This window comes from Bradyrhizobium vignae, from assembly GCF_004114425.1.
GTDB classification, from domain to species: Bacteria; Pseudomonadota; Alphaproteobacteria; order Rhizobiales; family Xanthobacteraceae; genus Bradyrhizobium; species Bradyrhizobium vignae.
The window spans coordinates 31,875-46,454 of the sequence record NZ_RDQF01000010.1 but is presented as its reverse complement, the minus strand read 5'-3'; the positions used below and the strand labels follow the sequence as shown (position 1 = coordinate 46,454).

Sequence of the window (14,580 nt, the reverse complement as noted above, 5' to 3'; positions counted from 1 at the left end):
TGCAGTCCGTTAAAGGCCTTCGGGCACAGCCTGATCTCGCCCGACGAAAGCGCCCTGTTGTTTCAACGTTTCCTGCAATTTTTCAACGGGGATGTCACGCGGGATCCTGTTTCCGGACAACGCCAGCGCCGCCGCGGAACCGGCGGCCTCACCCATCACGAAACAGGCACCGGAGACCCGCGCCGCCGACTGACCCTCATGGGTCATCGAGGCACAGCGGCCGGCGACCAGGAGATTGTCGACGCGGTCAGGCACCAGCATCCGGTAAGGCAGCTCGTTGTAGCCGCGGGATTCCGGGATCGGCGGGAAGGTGAAGACGACGTCGCCGGGAACATGGGCTTCGATCGGCCAGCCGTTGACGCCGATGGAATCCGCGAAAGAGGCGCAGCCGAGCACGTCCTCGCCGCTGAGCTGATAGCCGCCCTTGATGCGGCGGGTCTCGCGGATGCCGAGCTGCGGCGGCAGATCGACGATGTAGGATTTTTCAAAGCCCGGCACGGTGCGCAGGAATTCGAACGCGGCGAGCGCCTGCTTGCGGCCTTCGATTTCGCCGCGGGTGAGATCGTCGGGCTCAATACCGTTGATGGCGTGGCCGTCCTCGCGTGCGACTTGCGTGAAGTTCACCCGCCACTCGATGCCGGACTTTTGCGGCCGCACGATCGCGCTCTTGCGCGGGAATGCGTGGGTGCCGGCGGCCGCGGCCTTTTCCATCAATTGCGGAATGGTGCGCCAGGCCTCGCCGGCCTTTGCGGGATCGATGCCGTTGAGGCGGAGCATCATCGAGGGATAGAGCGGATGGCCGTGCGCGTCGCCGATTTCGAATGGCGCACCGGCCCAGACCGCGAGATCGCCGTCGCCGGAGCAGTCGATGAATATCTCCGCGCGCACGGCCTGCCGACCTGCCTTGGTCTCGACCAGCAACGCGTCGATGCGGCGCTCATCAGCCATGACGACGCCGGCGCCGAGCGCGTGGAAGAGGATATTCACCTTGTGGCTGGCGAGCAGCTCGTCGGCCGCGATCTTGTAGGCCGCGGTGTCGTAAGCTTGCGCGAAGACCTTGCCGAGGATCAGATGCGGCGCATTGAGGCCGTTGAGATGATCGATCCGCGCCAGCAGCTCCGACGCCATGCCCTGCACCAGCCGCCGGTGCTCACCATGGACGTTGCCGTGCAGGCCGCAAAAGTTGGTGACACCGGCTGCGGTGCCCATGCCGCCCAGAAAGCCGTAGCGTTCGATCAGTAAGGTCCGCCGTCCGGCCCGCGCCGCGGACGCCGCCGCCATGATGCCGGCCGGACCACCGCCGAGGACGACGACTTCATATTCGCCATAGAGCGGCACTCGTCGTGCCGGTTCTTCGATCATCGTGGCCCGCATGGCGCGTCCGCTCCCGGAATCTCTTGCTTGGGGCGACTATGAATTAACGCGAGCAAGCGTACAATCCACCAAAATACGCGATCAGCTTTCGCGAATCGAGAAAGATCGACATGGATATCCTGGTGAACCTTCAGGCCTTCCTCGCCACCGCGGATGCCACCGGCTTCTCTGCCGCCGCGCGAAAGCTCAACGTCTCGACGTCGGTGGTCGCCAAGCGCGTCACGCAGCTGGAGACACGGATCGGCACGCCGCTGTTTCACCGCTCGACCCGGCAATTGCGGCTCACCGAAGCCGGGCAGCGCTATGTGCATCGCGCGCGCGGCGTCGTGGCCGATGCGACCGATCTGCTCTCGCGCATGGGCGAGAAGGGCCACGATCTCGTCGATCACTTGCGCATCAAGGCGCCGACCTCGCTGACCGTGGCACGGCTCGCCGATGCCTTCAGCGCCTTCCAGACCCAGAATCCGCGACTGAAGCTCGAGATCGTGTTGATCGATCGTCCCGTCGATCCCGTCACCGAAGGTTTTGACATCGCCATCGGCGCCTTCCCGCATTCGTTCGGCGGTGTGATCGACGAGCCGCTGTGTCCGCTGAAGCGGCTGCTCTGCGCCTCGCCGGCTTACTTGAAGAAACATGGCACGCCAAGACATCCGCGCGATCTGGTCGAGCATCGCTGCCTCAGCTTCATGCCGACCGGACCGGAATGGGTCTTCGACGGACCGCGCGGCCGCATCAGCATCCAGGTCAGCCCACTGCTGTCCTCCAACGAAGCACACGTGCTGGCACGCAGCGCGATCGCCGGCAACGGCATCGCACTGATCTCGCATTATCTCGTCGCGGATGCGTTGCGCGAGGGCAGGCTGAAGCCCGTGCTGCGCGACTTTCCGATTCCGGAACTGTGGGTGAAAGCTGCAATTCCCGAGCGGCGCCGCAACGCGGCCGCGGTGCAGGCGCTGCTGACGCTGCTGAAAACGTCACTGGCGCCGTCGCTGTGAGCAGCATCGGGTGGACAAAATGGCGATTGCCCTCAGACGACGGACCTGAGAGAAGAGCCGTCGCGCCCCACTGTCATCGCGATCCAGTATTCCAGAGGCGTCAAACGTGTACGGAGAGGCGGCGGCGTACTGGGTCGCCCGGTCAAGCCGGGCGACGACCAGCACCTTGGTTCACAGATGGATTCGACGCTTTTGAAATTCGCCCTGCCCGGCCTGGTCGTTCTCGCGATCTCAACCTGCCCCGCCGTGGCCGTGGAGCAGAACTGCCGCTTCATCCAGGCCAAGCCCGAGCGCGAAGCCTGCTACAAGCGGCAGGAGGACGAGCTCGCGGCGAAGCGCAAGCGGGCGCCAGCAATCGCCGAGAGCAACACGCTCGAAACGCTGCGCCAGATGCGGCAGGACGACGACGCGGTCCACCGCAGCATCAACAACATCTGCCGCGGCTGCTGACGTTCAGGCTATTCCGCCGCCCCACTTCGCCGCCCGCTTCTCGGCAAATGACGCCAGTCCCTCCGCCGCCTCCGTGCTCTGGCGCTTGAGCGAATGCAGCTGCACCAGCCGCTTGTAGACCGCATCGTCCACCGCCATGCCGCCGAACGAGCTCTCCAGCGCGAGCTTCTTGGTCTCGGCCATCGCCTCGGGTCCGTTGGCGAGCAGCTGCTCGACCACCTTGGCGCCTGCGGTTTCGAGATCTGCGAGCGCCACCACCTCGTGCACGAGGCCGATGCGGCGGGCATCCTCTGCGCCGAAGCGTTCGCCGGTCAGCGCGTAGCGGCGCACTTGTCGGACACCGATCGCGTCGCAGAGCTGCGGGATGATGATGGCCGCCGTCAGGCCCCATCGCACCTCGGTGATCGAGAACAGCGCGTTGTCCGCGGCAATCACGACATCGCAAGCCGCGATCACGCCGGTGCCGCCGCCGAAACAGCCGCCCTGCACCAACGCGACCGTCGGGACGGCCACGGTGTTGAGCCGCTGCACGGCCTCGAAGGTCGCCCGCGAGGCCGCCTCGTTGGCCTCGGCCGATTGCGGCCGCACGCCATTGATCCATTTGAGGTCCGCGCCGGCCTGGAAATGCTTGCCGTTGCCCCTGAGAACGACCACCCGCAGGTTCGGCTTCTTAGCCAGCTCGTCCATGGCCGCGAGCACGCCTGATATCAGCGCACCGTCATAGGCGTTGTTCACCTCCGGCCGGTTCAACGTGACGGTCGCAACCCCACGCTGATCGAGGCTCCACAGGACGGGGCTGGCAGTCATCGGCGATCCTCCGGTCGTTTATTTGCCCTGCACTATGGCCGAGGCTGCATGTCCCGATCCATATCTTTCCGGCGTAGGGCGGCCGCGTCCATCGCATGGCGGCTTGTGTCATGCTGCTGCCGGACGGCACCAAGGGATAGGTTCGGGATATCATCATGCGCATCTGCATTTTCGGCGCGGGCGCCGTCGGCAGCCACATTGCGGTACGGCTGGCGCGCGCCGGCCACGAGGTCTCGTGCGTGATGCGCGGGGCGCATCTGGAGGCGGCGCGCGCCAATGGACTCAAGCTGCGCGTCGGCGATTCAGAGGCCGGGGCCAAGGTGAACGCGTCAGGCGATCCGGCCCAGCTCGGCCCGCAGGACGTCGTGATCTCCACGCTGAAGGCAACCGCGCTGCCGGGACTGGTGTCCAGCATCAAGCCGTTGCTGCAAGACGATACCGCGATCGTGTTCGCCCAGAACGGCATTCCCTGGTGGTACGGCATCGGCCTGCCGCCGCGGCACCCGACGCCGCCGGACATTTCCTTCCTCGATCCCGGCGGGCGCCTGCGCGCCTGCATCCCGAAGGAGCGGATCATCGGCGGCGTAATCTTCTCCTCCAACGAGGTCATCGCGCCCGGGGTGGTGCAGAACCTGACGCCGGACCGCAATCGCCTTCTGATCGGCGAGTGCGACGACCGCAATTGCGAGCGCATCACCAGGCTGCGCGGGGTCTTCAACGACGCGCGGCTGGAATCGCCGCCGGTGGCCGAGATCCGCGAGGCGATCTGGTCAAAGCTGCTGACCAACATGTCGCTCTCGGTGCTGTGCCTGCTCACCGGCCAGACCGCGCGCGGCGTGCGCGACGACCCCGCCTTCGCGGAGGTGATCCCGCGCATGCTGAACGAAGCCAACGAGATTGCCCAGCATTTCATTCCCGAGGTCAAGCGCGTCACCCGAAGCGGCCCCGCCCCCAATCACAAGCCGTCGCTGCTGCAGGACTTCGAGCTCGGCCGCGCCATGGAGATCGACGTGCTGGTGAAGGCGCCCCAAGCCTTCGCACGCACCGCCGGCCTGTCGACACCGACGCTCGACCTGATCGCCGCGCTGGCGATCCAGAAGGCGCGCGACAAGGGGCTTTATTCGGCGTGAGGCTCAGGCGAGCACATCGATCCAGGCCGCGAGCGTATCCAGCACCTCGGTGAGCGCCTCGTCACTGCTACGGCCGGACTTCTTCAGCACCGCAAACGAATGATCGCCGCCTTCGACCTGATGCAGCATCGCCTTCGGGCCGAGCTTCTCGACGACAGGCTTGAAATAGCTCAGATCGGCAAGCGCATCGCGCGTGCCCTGCAGGAACAGCATGGGGATGGCGATGTCGGAGAGGTGCTCGGCGCGCTCCGAAGACGGCTTCTTCGCGGCATGCAGAGGAAAGCCGAGGAAGGCGAGGCCTTTGACGTCAGGCAAAGGTGCCTTCGCCTGCGCCTGCGAGGTCATGCGTCCGCCGAAAGATTTGCCACCCGCAATGAGCTTCACGCCGGGACACAGCCGCGCCACCTCCCCGACCGCCGCGCGGATGGCGGCGTGCGCGACCGCCGGCTGGTCGGGACGCCCCTTCTTCTCTTCCATGTAAGGGAAATTGAAGCGGAACGTCGCGATGCCGCGCTCCGCGAGTCCCGCTGCGACCTTCCCCATGAAGGAATGCCGCATATCGGCGCCCGCGCCGTGCGCCAGCACGTAGCAGGCGCGCGCATGATCCGGCCGCGTCAGCATCGCCGAGACCGTGCCGATGCGCTCGATGTCGAGCTTGAGCTCCGTCGTCTTGCTCGTCATGACGTCATCCAGGCCTCGCTCAACGGCGCGCGCCACTCGCCGGCCATAGATAGTTCAGGACCTGATCAAGCGTCATCATGATCTCGCGGCGTCCGCCCTCGTTCCTCACAGAGCCGAATTTCTCTTCGAGTGCAAGCTTGGCAAAGCCGTGAACGGTCGACCAGGCCGCCGCAGCCGCCGTCTTCGCCTCCTTCGCGGTGCCGCCGACCAGCTCGGCCACGACGGTCTCGAAGGCGTGGCCGGCGGCCCGGCTCGCTTGCTTCAAGCGTGCATCGTCAGCAACGAGTCGCTTGTTCGCAAACATCATCTGGAAGCGGCCGGGATGTCTCAGCGCAAAATCGACATAGGCAAGTCCCTGGGCCCGAAGTTTTTCGCGCGCGCCCTGCTTGCCGGAGGCTGCCGCGCGCAAGGCTTCGGCCAGCGCGTCGTAACCGCGGATCGCGACCTCGGTCAGAAGGCCCTGCGCATTGCCGAAATGGTGCGACGGGGCAGCCGGCGAGACCCCGGCGCGGCGGGCGGCCTCGCGCAGCGTGAAACCTTCGGCACCCTGCTCGGCCAGAATGGCTTCGCTGGCGGCGATCAGCGCCTCCTGCAATTCGCCGTGATGATAGCCGGGCTCCGGCTTCGACCGGGTCAAACCGGCGCTGCGTTTGCCTGAGGAGCCCTGCTTCTTCATGTAACTTGACACTGTTTAGATCGCGGTCTACCAATCTTAACACTGTTCAGATTGAGCGACCGGAGTTCGAAATGACCGAAATGCAGGATATCACCCAAAGCAGCCCGGTAAAGCGCCGTCATCTGGTCGGGGGCGCGGTCCTGGGTGTGCTCGCCGGGGCCGCCGGCGGCCTCGCCGGCGGCGTGGCGCTCGGCCAGGCCGCGACGCTGCCTCAGCAGAAGCCGAGCGGCAAGCGCCGATTCGAGGGCAAGGTCATCATCGTCACGGGGGGCACCTCCGGCATCGGTCGCGCCGCGACGCTGATGTTCGCGGCCGAAGGCGGCCGGGTCGCCTTCTGCGGCCGCAACGTCGAGCGCGGCAAGCAGGTAGAGAACGAGGTGCGCGAGGCCGGCGGCGAGGCCGTTTTCATTCGCGCCGATCTCCGCAACGAGGCCGAGGTGAAGGCGCTGGTCGACAAGACCATCGAACGCTACGTCCGGCTCGACGTCGCCTTCAACAATGCCGGCATCTCGGTCGAAAAACCCCTGCACGAGTACAGCGCGGCCGAGTTCGACGACGTGCTGGGCACCGACCTGCGCGGCGTGTTCCTGTCGATGAAATATCAGATCCCGCACATGTTACAGAAGGGCGGATCGATCGTCGTCACCTCATCGTCCAACGCCATCGCGACCACGGCCAACCGCTCCGCCTATTCGGCGGCCAAGCGCGGGCTGGTCGGCCTGGTTCAGGCCGCCGCGCTCGACTACGCAAGATACGGCATCCGCATCAACACGCTGATCCCGGGCACGACGGATACGCCCTTCATCCGCCGCCTGTCGGGCATGGAGAATCTGCCTGACGCCGCCTGGCATGTCGCCATCGCGCAATGGGCCAAGTCGCATGTTCCAGGCCTGCAACGCGTGGCAACACCGGAGGAGATCGCAGCTTTCGCCCTGGTGCTGGCCTCGGACGATCATCCCTACACGACCGGCGGTCAGTTCGTCATCGATGGCGGCAAGACGGCGCAGGCCGGATAACGCCTGGCGGCGACACTGCGCCGGCAGCCTGAAAACACAATCATCCCTACTCTTGGTTGGCCTACCAGAAGCGGGCAGGCTTGCGTCGGCCCCGACTGCTGTGGCACGCGTGATGCGCACGCGCCGTCCACGCCAAGATGAGGTAATCATGTCCTATCGCTCCTCCTGGATGACCGAAGAGCTCGACGTCTTCCGCGACCAGTTCCGGAAATATCTCGCCAAGGACCTGGCGCCGCACGCCGAAAAATGGCGCGAGCAGAAGATGGTCGACCGCTTCGCCTGGCGCGGGCTCGGCGAGATGGGTGCGCTGCTGGCGAGCGTGCCCGAGGAATATGGCGGCTTAGGTGCGACCTTCGCTTATGATGCTGCCGTGTTGGACGATCTCGAAAGCACGGTGCCGGAGCTGACGACCGGCGTCTCCGTGCACAGCGCCATCGTCGCGCACTACATCCTCAATTACGGCTCGGAGGAGCAGAAGAAGCGCTGGCTGCCGAAGATGGCCTCCGGCGAGATGGTCGGTGCCATCGCCATGACCGAGCCCGGCACCGGGTCTGATCTTCAAGCCGTCAAGACCACGGCGAAGAAGCAGGGCAATTCCTATGTCATCAACGGCCAGAAGACGTTCATCACCAACGGCCAGGCCGCCGATCTCGTCATCGTGGTCGCGCGCACCGGCGAAGCGGGCGCCAAGGGCATCTCGCTGATCGTGGTCGAGACCGAGGGCGCGGACGGCTACAAGCGCGGGCGCAACCTCGACAAGATCGGCCTGCACGCCTCCGACACCTCGGAGCTGTTTTTCGACAACGTGACGGTGCCGCCGGAAAACCTGCTCGGCAATGAGGAAGGCCAGGGTTTTGTCCAGCTGATGCAGCAATTGCCGCAGGAGCGGCTTGCGCTCGCGGTCGGCGCCGTCGCCTCGATGGAGCGCGCCGTCAAGCTCACCACTGAGTACACCAAGGAGCGGAAGGCGTTCGGCAAGCCGCTGCTGGACTTCCAGAACACCGCGTTCACGCTCGCCGAGCGCAAGACCGAGGCGATGATCGCGCGCGTCTTCGTCGATTGGTGCATCGAGCGCTTGATCGCAAAAGACCTCGACACCGTCACGGCATCGATGGCGAAATATTGGTGCTCGGAGAAGCAGGTCGAGACCGCCGACGAATGCCTGCAGCTGTTCGGCGGCTACGGCTACATGCAGGAATACCCGATCTCGCGCATCTTCATCGACTCCCGCATCCAGAAGATCTACGGCGGCACCAACGAGATCATGAAGCTCTTGATCGCGAGGTCGCTGTAGGGGCCGCCGTCTCAATTCGGATGCCACCAGCGGCCGCCGATGACGACCCCCTCCGAGACGATCTTGCTGTTACCGATCAGGTGCTCGCCGACGACGTCTTCATAGTCGAACTGGCCTTGCCTGACCGTAACAAGCGTGGCGTCGCCGACGCTGCCCGGTTTGAGGCTGCCGAGTTCGGGGCGGCGCAGCGCCATCGCCGCGTTCACCGTCGAGGCCGCGATGACGTCGGAGAGCTCCATGCCCATGCACAGGAACTTCGACATGGTCGTGACCTGATCGTAGGCCGGGCCGTCGATGCAGAGCTGATGGATGTCGGAGGAGATGGTGTCGGGATAGAAGCCGTTGGCGAGCATGGCGCGCGCGGTCTTGAACGCGAACGAGCCCTTGCCGTGGCCGATATCGAACAGCACGCCGCGCTCGCGCGCCTCCAGCACCGCCTTCTTCACCGTGCCTTGCGCGGTCGCGGGCGTGTTGGGAAAGGGGCGGAACGCATGGGTGAGAACGTCGCCGGGACGCAGACGGGCGAGCACGTCCTCGTAGCTTGGCGGCGGATGGTCGATATGCGCCATCAGGGGCATGCCGACCTCGTTCGCGACCTCGAGCGCGATGTCGAGCGGCACGGCCCCCGAGGTGCCCGAGGAGTGCAATCCGACGCGCACCTTGATGCCGACGATGAGATCGCGGTTGGCATCCGCCACCTCGGCTGCCTCGATCGGATTCATCAGCCGCAGCTCCTCGCTCTCTCCGACCATGATCCGGTGCGAGAAGCCGAAGATGCCGGCATGCGAGACGTGCAGGTAGGCGAGGATGCGAACCTGGCTCGGCTCGATCACATGCTTGCGGAAGCCGGCGAAATTGCCGGGCCCGGCGCTGCCGGTATCGACCGCGGTGGTGACGCCGGAGGTGCGGCAGAATTCCTCGGCATCGATGCCGAGCGAGGTGCCGCCCCAGTAAACGTGGGTGTGCAGATCGATCAGCCCCGGCGTGACGATGAACCGCGAGACGTCGCGTACCTCTGTCGCAGGGTTCGCCTTGAGCCCGCTGCCGATCGCGGCGACCTTGCCGCCGGCAAAGGCGACATCGGTCACGGCATCGAGCTTCTGGGACGGGTCGATCACCCGCCCCCCGCGCAGGATCAAGTCGAAAGGCATCGTTGTCTCCGGATGTGTGGCAGTGAGGCGACTGGCGGCAGTCAGCCGAGGAAGGAAGCCTCCTGCCTTTAGCAATTTTCGCGCCGGAGAGCTTGTCGAGCGGGGCCGACGAGCCATGCCGAATTGGCGATCCCGGGAAGACTCGAACTTCCGACCTACGGTTTAGGAAACCGTTTTGAGGCACATGAAATCAGTCACTCAGCCGCCTGATGTTGCACATCTGTTGCGGCCATAAAAGGGGCGTAGCGCCAGCGCCGATGTCGAACGCGGCGGGAAGCGGCGCGGGCTGCTCCCGTTTCAGGTCTGGTTCCTGGGAAGAGGTCAACACGCGCGGCTCGGCAAACGAGCGGAGGGCGGCTAGACGGGAGCCAGCAACTCGATCTGGAGGTCATCAAGCGCAAGCCTGGATCCATTTCGAGCGAGAAGCCACGATATCCTGATCTGCAAGGTGACCGCCATTCGCAAGAGCTTTGACGGACGCGGTCTCGTCTACGTCGACAGGAAATACGTCGCTACTCCTTCACCGCAAAGGACCTGCACCTTCCATCTCCTGCCGGTCTCCCGGCGCACCGTTCCCATCCATCATGGCCTACCAGCGATGAGCGACGGCTACTAGCGCGCGGCTTCGAATCCGCCGAGCACCGCGGTCAGATTGGCGCCGAGGATGTCGGAAAGATAGCCGCCTTCCTGCACCAGCACCGTCGGCAGTCCAAACCGGGCCAGCCCCTCGCCGATCCGGCGGAAGCCATCGGTGGTGACGGCGAGACCGGCGAGCGGATCCTTCTCGGAGGCGTCGAGGCCGAGCGCGACCACGAGCGCGGTCGGCGCGAAGGAGCGGATCGCCCTCTCCGCCGCCGCGAGCGCCTTCATGTAGTCGTCGTCGCCGGTACCCTTGGCCAGGGGAATGTTGAGATTGGCGCCGAGGCCGGGTCCGGCGCCGCGCTCATGCGCGTAGCCCCAGACGAACGGATAGAAGAACGACGGGTCGGCGTGGATCGAGACGGTGAACACATCCTGCCGCTCGTAGAAGATGCCCTGCGTGCCGTTGCCGTGATGCACGTCGACGTCGAGGATGACGACGCGCTCATGCTTCTGGCGCAGATGCTCGGCCGCGATCGCGCTGTTGTTGAGGAAGCAGAAACCGCCGGCCATATCGCGATAGGCATGGTGGCCGGGCGGACGGCACAGCGCATAAACCGCATCCTCACCGTCAAGCACCATCTGCGCAGCGGTGACCGCCACGTCGCTCGAGGCGCAGGCGCCGGCCCAGGTGCCCGCGCCGATCGGGGCCGCAGTGTCCGCCGTGTGCCAGCCGAGCTTGCCTACGATATGGGTCGGATAGGTGGCGGCGTTGCGCACCGGGTGGATGTTCGCGATCATCTCCGGCCCGGCATCGCCGAGCGCGGACCATGCATCCCAAGCCTCGGCGAGAAAGCTCAGATATTCCGGACTGTGCACGCGCGCCCGCGGCCCCTGCCCGAATTTGGTCGGCTCGATCAGCGTGTGCTTGCCCGCCTTCAGGCCTGCCAGCAGGCGATCGGCACGCTCGGGCTGCTCGGTGGTGCGCTGGACCACGCCGCGGACCAGGAAGAACTGCGGATCATGGCTGCGGTGTAGATCACTATAGACGGCCTTCACGGGACACTCCTGTCGGATGAATAAGTGAGATGGATCGCACGACATTGCGCCTGAGCAAGATCACGCGCGTCTATTTCGCCGCAAGCGGCAAAGGAGGAATCTCGCGCACCAGCCGTCCGACTTCGCGCCAGGCAACACCGATGTGGTAGTCGATAAGCGCGACGATACGTTCGGGATGACCGGCTTCGATCGCAGCGAGCACCGGCTCATGCGTACGCGCGACCTCGTGCGGATCGTCATAGAGGCGGCCGATCAGGCCGATCACCATGCGCAGCTCCGAGGCGAGATCGTCGAACACCCGCAGCATCCGCCGGTTACCGCCGATCTCGCAGATCAGGCGATGGAAGCGGTAGTCCTCTTCGACCTGCCGCGCCGGATCGTCGAGATCGGCGGTCTCGTGCAGCACGTCGATTTGCCGGCGCAGCTTGTCGCGCGTCTCCGGCGTCAGGTTGCGCGCGGCAAGCACCGCGGCATGACGCTCGACGCAGAGACGCAAGTCGTAGATCTCGTCGATATCATCGGCGGCAAACTGCCGGACGAAGAAGCCGCGGCGCGGATTGGCGACGAGCAAGCCCTGTTGCTCGAGCAGCCGCGCGGCCTCGCGCACCGGCGCCCGGCTCACCCCCAGTTCGCGCGCGATTCCGGCCTCGACGACCTTTGATCCCGGCGGCAGCCGCCCTTGGACGATGGCTTCAGTCAGGCGGCGGGCGACCTGGCGGACAAGGTCGGTCTCGTTGAGGGCCGGCAAGCCGACCGGAGGGGAAATCGTGCGCATTAAAGGTCCATTTTCGACCCTTGTATATTATTTAATCGCCGATTGTCGACAGTTTAGTCTTGATCAAACCTTAGATTGTCGACAGTTTAGTGACGCGGGCATTGCAACTCAACAGAACGGCCCGCGGAGAGGGACAAGCAGCAACGATGACGACGCATGTGCGGCCCGACGGTGTGAAGGACCAGAACCAGCAATTCCGCATCGACCTCGCCGCGGCCTACCGACTGATCCACCGGCTCGGGCTCGATGACAGCATCTATACCCACATCTCGGCGCGACTTCCGGGCCAGCACGACCGCTTCCTGATCAATCCCTACGGCATGCGCTTCGAGGAGGTGACGGCATCGAACCTCGTCACTGTCGATCTCGACGGCAACATCATCGACGACCCGCTTGGTCTTGGCATCAATCCGGCCGGCTTCACCATCCACAGCGCAGTGCACGCCGCGCGTCATGACGCAATATGCGTGCTGCACACCCACACCGTTGCCGGCGTCGCAGTGTCCTGCCAGAAGCAGGGCCTGCTGCCGCTCAATCAATGGTCGATGCAGTTCACCGGTTGCCTCGCCTACCACGACTATGAGGGCATCGCCCTCGACCTCGACGAGCGGCTACGCCTGGTCGCCGATCTCGGCGACAAGTATGTGATGATCCTGCGCAATCACGGCATGCTGACCTGCGGCCGCTCGATCGCAGAGGCCTTCAAGCTAATGCACAATCTGGAACGTTCCTGCCGCGCGCAGCTCGCGATCCAGGCCGCAGGCGCCGAGATCGCACCGCTCTCCGATGCCGTCGCACACAAGACCGCGGGCCAATACGCCACCTTCTACGACAGCATCGAACTGAACGGCATGCCCGACACGGAATGGGCCGCCTTCAAGCGCATGCTGGAGCGGACCGATCCTGATTTCGTGAGCTAGTCGTAAGTCCTTGTCCCGGAGCCGCGCCCGGGAACATCCAACCAGAAGAGAGATTGGACATGTTGAAGCGAGTATTGCTGAGCCTGATGGTAGCGAGTGCGCTGAGCACTGCGGCGTACGCGCAAGAGCCGAAAACCGGTGGCATGATCAACGCGGTGATCCAGCCCGAACCGCCGGGCCTGATGATGGGCCTGGTACAGAACGGCCCGACCCAGATGGTCTCCGGCAATATCTATGAAGGCCTGCTCCGCTACAGCCCGAAACTCGAGCCGCTGCCGGGCCTCGCCGAGAGCTGGAATGTCAGCGAGGACGGCAAGACCTACACCTTCAAGCTCCGCAAGGGCGTCACCTGGCATGACGGCAAGCCCTTCACCTCTGCCGACGTCGTGTTCTCGATCGAGTTCCTCAAACAGACCCATCCCCGCGCGCGCAGCAATTTCGCGCAGGTCGACAAGATCGAGACGCCTGACGACAGCACCGTGATCTTCAACCTTAAGGAGCCGTTCGGGCCGTTCCTCGGAGTCTTCGAGGTCGGCTCGCTGCCGATGATCCCGAAGCACCTCTATGAGGGCACTGATTTCAAGACCAATCCGGCCAACAACACGCCTGTTGGCACCGGCCCCTTCATGTTCAAGGAATGGCAGAAGGGTTCGTTCATTCGCCTGGTCAAGAACCCGAACTACTACATCAAGGGCAAGCCGAACCTCGACGAGATCTACTGGCACGTGATCCCGGATGCGGCCGCGCGCGCGGTGGCGTTCGAGACCGGCAAGGTCGACGTGCTGCCGGGCGGCTCGGTCGAGAATTTCGACGTGCCGCGCCTCTCCAAGCTGAAGAATGTCTGCGTCACCGGCGCCGGCTGGGAATTCTTCAGCCCGCATTCCTGGCTGTGGCTGAACAATCGCCAGGGCCCGACCGCGAACAAGAAATTCCGCCAGGCCGTGATGTACGCGCTCGATCGCAATTTCGCGAAAGACGTGATCTGGAACGGCCTCGGCAACGTCGCAACCGGTCCGTCGGGCTCATCGATCAAGTACTACAGCAGCGACGTGCCGAAATATGACTACGACCCGGCCAAGGCCAAGGCTCTGCTGAAGGAAGCCGGCTACAACGGCGAGAAGGTCCGCCTGCTGCCGTTGCCCTATGGCGAAACCTGGCAGCGTTGGGCCGAGGCGGTGCGGCAGAACCTGCAGGATGTCGGCATCAATGTCGACATGGTCGCGACCGATGTCGCCGGGTGGAATCAGCGGACCTCGGAATGGGACTACGATATCGCCTTCACCTATGTCTATCAGTACGGCGATCCCGCGCTCGGCGTCGGCCGCACCTATGTCTCCAGCCAGATCCTCAAGGGCAATCCGTTCAACAACGTCGAAGGTTATTCGAACCCGGAAATCGACAAGTTGTTTGCCGACGGCGCGGTCGCCTTCTCCGACTCGGCACGCAAACCATTTTACGACAAGGCGCAGAAGATCCTTGTCGACGATGTGCCGGTGGCCTGGCTGCTTGAACTGCAGTTCCCGACCATCACACGCTGCAACGTCAAGAACCTCATCACCACCGCGATCGGCGTCAACGACGGCTTCCGCGACGCCTGGCTCGACAAGTAGACGATCCCACGAAGCCGCCGCGCTTTCAAGGCGCCGCGGCTTCCTCCTGTCCCCTCTCGAACG

The 14,580-nt window shown here is 64.6% G+C and carries 14 protein-coding genes and 1 tRNA gene; 7 read left to right on the top strand and 8 right to left on the bottom strand.

Features of this window, described 5'->3' with window-relative positions; translation table 11 throughout:
• Positions 1-9: 9 nt before the first annotated feature.
• Entirely contained in the window at positions 10-1,374 is a 1,365-nt protein-coding gene (locus EAV90_RS11165) for an FAD-dependent oxidoreductase (protein WP_129143410.1), read from the bottom strand.
• Between the two features lie 110 nt (positions 1,375-1,484).
• Between EAV90_RS11165 and EAV90_RS11160 the strand changes: the two genes are divergently transcribed.
• Positions 1,485-2,369 (top strand): LysR family transcriptional regulator, encoded by an 885-nt coding sequence (locus EAV90_RS11160; RefSeq protein WP_129143409.1) that lies wholly within the window; start codon positions 1,485-1,487, stop codon positions 2,367-2,369.
• A gap of 177 nt (positions 2,370-2,546) precedes the next feature.
• Positions 2,547-2,819 (top strand): hypothetical protein, encoded by a 273-nt coding sequence (locus EAV90_RS11155; RefSeq protein WP_122400616.1) that lies wholly within the window; start codon positions 2,547-2,549, stop codon positions 2,817-2,819.
• Between the two features lie 3 nt (positions 2,820-2,822).
• Here the strand turns inward: EAV90_RS11155 and EAV90_RS11150 are convergent, their stop codons facing one another.
• Positions 2,823-3,626 (bottom strand): enoyl-CoA hydratase-related protein, encoded by an 804-nt coding sequence (locus tag EAV90_RS11150; RefSeq protein WP_129143408.1) that lies wholly within the window; start codon positions 3,624-3,626, stop codon positions 2,823-2,825.
• Positions 3,627-3,781: 155 nt separating this feature from the next.
• Between EAV90_RS11150 and EAV90_RS11145 the strand changes: the two genes are divergently transcribed.
• The gene (locus EAV90_RS11145; protein WP_122400614.1) at positions 3,782-4,756 is read left to right on the top strand and encodes a ketopantoate reductase family protein; all 975 of its coding nucleotides are present in this window, start codon (positions 3,782-3,784) and stop codon (positions 4,754-4,756) included.
• A gap of 3 nt (positions 4,757-4,759) precedes the next feature.
• On the opposite strand, the gene EAV90_RS11140 is transcribed toward EAV90_RS11145, so the two are convergent.
• Both EAV90_RS11140 and EAV90_RS11135 read right to left on the bottom strand, forming a co-directional pair.
• The gene (locus EAV90_RS11140; protein ID WP_129143407.1) at positions 4,760-5,437 is read right to left on the bottom strand and encodes an alpha/beta hydrolase family protein; all 678 of its coding nucleotides are present in this window, start codon (positions 5,435-5,437) and stop codon (positions 4,760-4,762) included.
• Between the two features lie 19 nt (positions 5,438-5,456).
• Complete coding sequence (locus EAV90_RS11135; RefSeq protein ID WP_129143406.1) at positions 5,457-6,125, bottom strand: TetR/AcrR family transcriptional regulator; 669 nt, start codon at positions 6,123-6,125, stop codon at positions 5,457-5,459.
• Between the two features lie 59 nt (positions 6,126-6,184).
• Here EAV90_RS11135 and EAV90_RS11130 point away from each other — a divergent pair, with 59 nt between their 5' ends.
• Positions 6,185-7,129, top strand: coding sequence for an SDR family NAD(P)-dependent oxidoreductase (locus EAV90_RS11130; RefSeq protein WP_245162737.1), 945 nt, complete (start codon positions 6,185-6,187; stop codon positions 7,127-7,129).
• Between the two features lie 148 nt (positions 7,130-7,277).
• Positions 7,278-8,423: an acyl-CoA dehydrogenase family protein gene (locus EAV90_RS11125; protein WP_129143405.1), complete on the top strand. Its 1,146-nt coding sequence runs from the start codon at positions 7,278-7,280 to the stop codon at positions 8,421-8,423.
• A gap of 11 nt (positions 8,424-8,434) precedes the next feature.
• On the opposite strand, the gene EAV90_RS11120 is transcribed toward EAV90_RS11125, so the two are convergent.
• The 4 genes from EAV90_RS11120 to EAV90_RS11110 all read right to left on the bottom strand — a co-directional run bounded on the left by EAV90_RS11120 (position 8,435) and on the right by EAV90_RS11110 (position 11,987).
• On the bottom strand, positions 8,435-9,574 hold the full coding sequence (locus tag EAV90_RS11120; RefSeq protein WP_129143404.1) for an amidohydrolase/deacetylase family metallohydrolase: 1,140 nt from the start codon (positions 9,572-9,574) through the stop codon (positions 8,435-8,437).
• A 124-nt stretch (positions 9,575-9,698) separates the two neighbouring features.
• Positions 9,699-9,766 (bottom strand) — tRNA-Ser (locus EAV90_RS39385).
• Between the two features lie 420 nt (positions 9,767-10,186).
• A complete protein-coding gene (locus EAV90_RS11115; protein WP_122400611.1) occupies positions 10,187-11,212 on the bottom strand; it encodes a histone deacetylase family protein in 1,026 nt (341 codons plus the stop codon).
• A 70-nt stretch (positions 11,213-11,282) separates the two neighbouring features.
• A complete protein-coding gene (locus tag EAV90_RS11110) occupies positions 11,283-11,987 on the bottom strand; it encodes a GntR family transcriptional regulator (protein WP_122400610.1) in 705 nt (234 codons plus the stop codon).
• Positions 11,988-12,133: 146 nt separating this feature from the next.
• On the opposite strand from EAV90_RS11110, the gene EAV90_RS11105 reads away from it, so the two are divergent.
• Entirely contained in the window at positions 12,134-12,907 is a 774-nt protein-coding gene (locus EAV90_RS11105) for a class II aldolase/adducin family protein (RefSeq protein WP_122400609.1), read from the top strand.
• A 59-nt stretch (positions 12,908-12,966) separates the two neighbouring features.
• A complete protein-coding gene (locus EAV90_RS11100; RefSeq protein ID WP_129143403.1) occupies positions 12,967-14,517 on the top strand; it encodes an ABC transporter substrate-binding protein in 1,551 nt (516 codons plus the stop codon).
• Positions 14,518-14,580 lie beyond the last annotated feature (63 nt).

Coding starts and splice junctions, on each gene's coding strand:
- EAV90_RS11145 (WP_122400614.1), top strand. CDS start 3,782: ATGCGCATCTGCATTTTCGGCGCGGGCGCCGTCGGCAGCCACATTGCG.
- EAV90_RS11150 (WP_129143408.1), bottom strand. CDS start 3,626: ATGACTGCCAGCCCCGTCCTGTGGAGCCTCGATCAGCGTGGGGTTGCG.
- EAV90_RS11160 (WP_129143409.1), top strand. CDS start 1,485: ATGGATATCCTGGTGAACCTTCAGGCCTTCCTCGCCACCGCGGATGCC.
- EAV90_RS11140 (WP_129143407.1), bottom strand. CDS start 5,437: ATGACGAGCAAGACGACGGAGCTCAAGCTCGACATCGAGCGCATCGGC.
- EAV90_RS11110 (WP_122400610.1), bottom strand. CDS start 11,987: ATGCGCACGATTTCCCCTCCGGTCGGCTTGCCGGCCCTCAACGAGACC.
- EAV90_RS11125 (WP_129143405.1), top strand. CDS start 7,278: ATGTCCTATCGCTCCTCCTGGATGACCGAAGAGCTCGACGTCTTCCGC.
- EAV90_RS11120 (WP_129143404.1), bottom strand. CDS start 9,574: ATGCCTTTCGACTTGATCCTGCGCGGGGGGCGGGTGATCGACCCGTCC.
- EAV90_RS11105 (WP_122400609.1), top strand. CDS start 12,134: ATGACGACGCATGTGCGGCCCGACGGTGTGAAGGACCAGAACCAGCAA.
- EAV90_RS11165 (WP_129143410.1), bottom strand. CDS start 1,374: ATGCGGGCCACGATGATCGAAGAACCGGCACGACGAGTGCCGCTCTAT.
- EAV90_RS11155 (WP_122400616.1), top strand. CDS start 2,547: ATGGATTCGACGCTTTTGAAATTCGCCCTGCCCGGCCTGGTCGTTCTC.
- EAV90_RS11100 (WP_129143403.1), top strand. CDS start 12,967: ATGTTGAAGCGAGTATTGCTGAGCCTGATGGTAGCGAGTGCGCTGAGC.
- EAV90_RS11130 (WP_245162737.1), top strand. CDS start 6,185: ATGACCGAAATGCAGGATATCACCCAAAGCAGCCCGGTAAAGCGCCGT.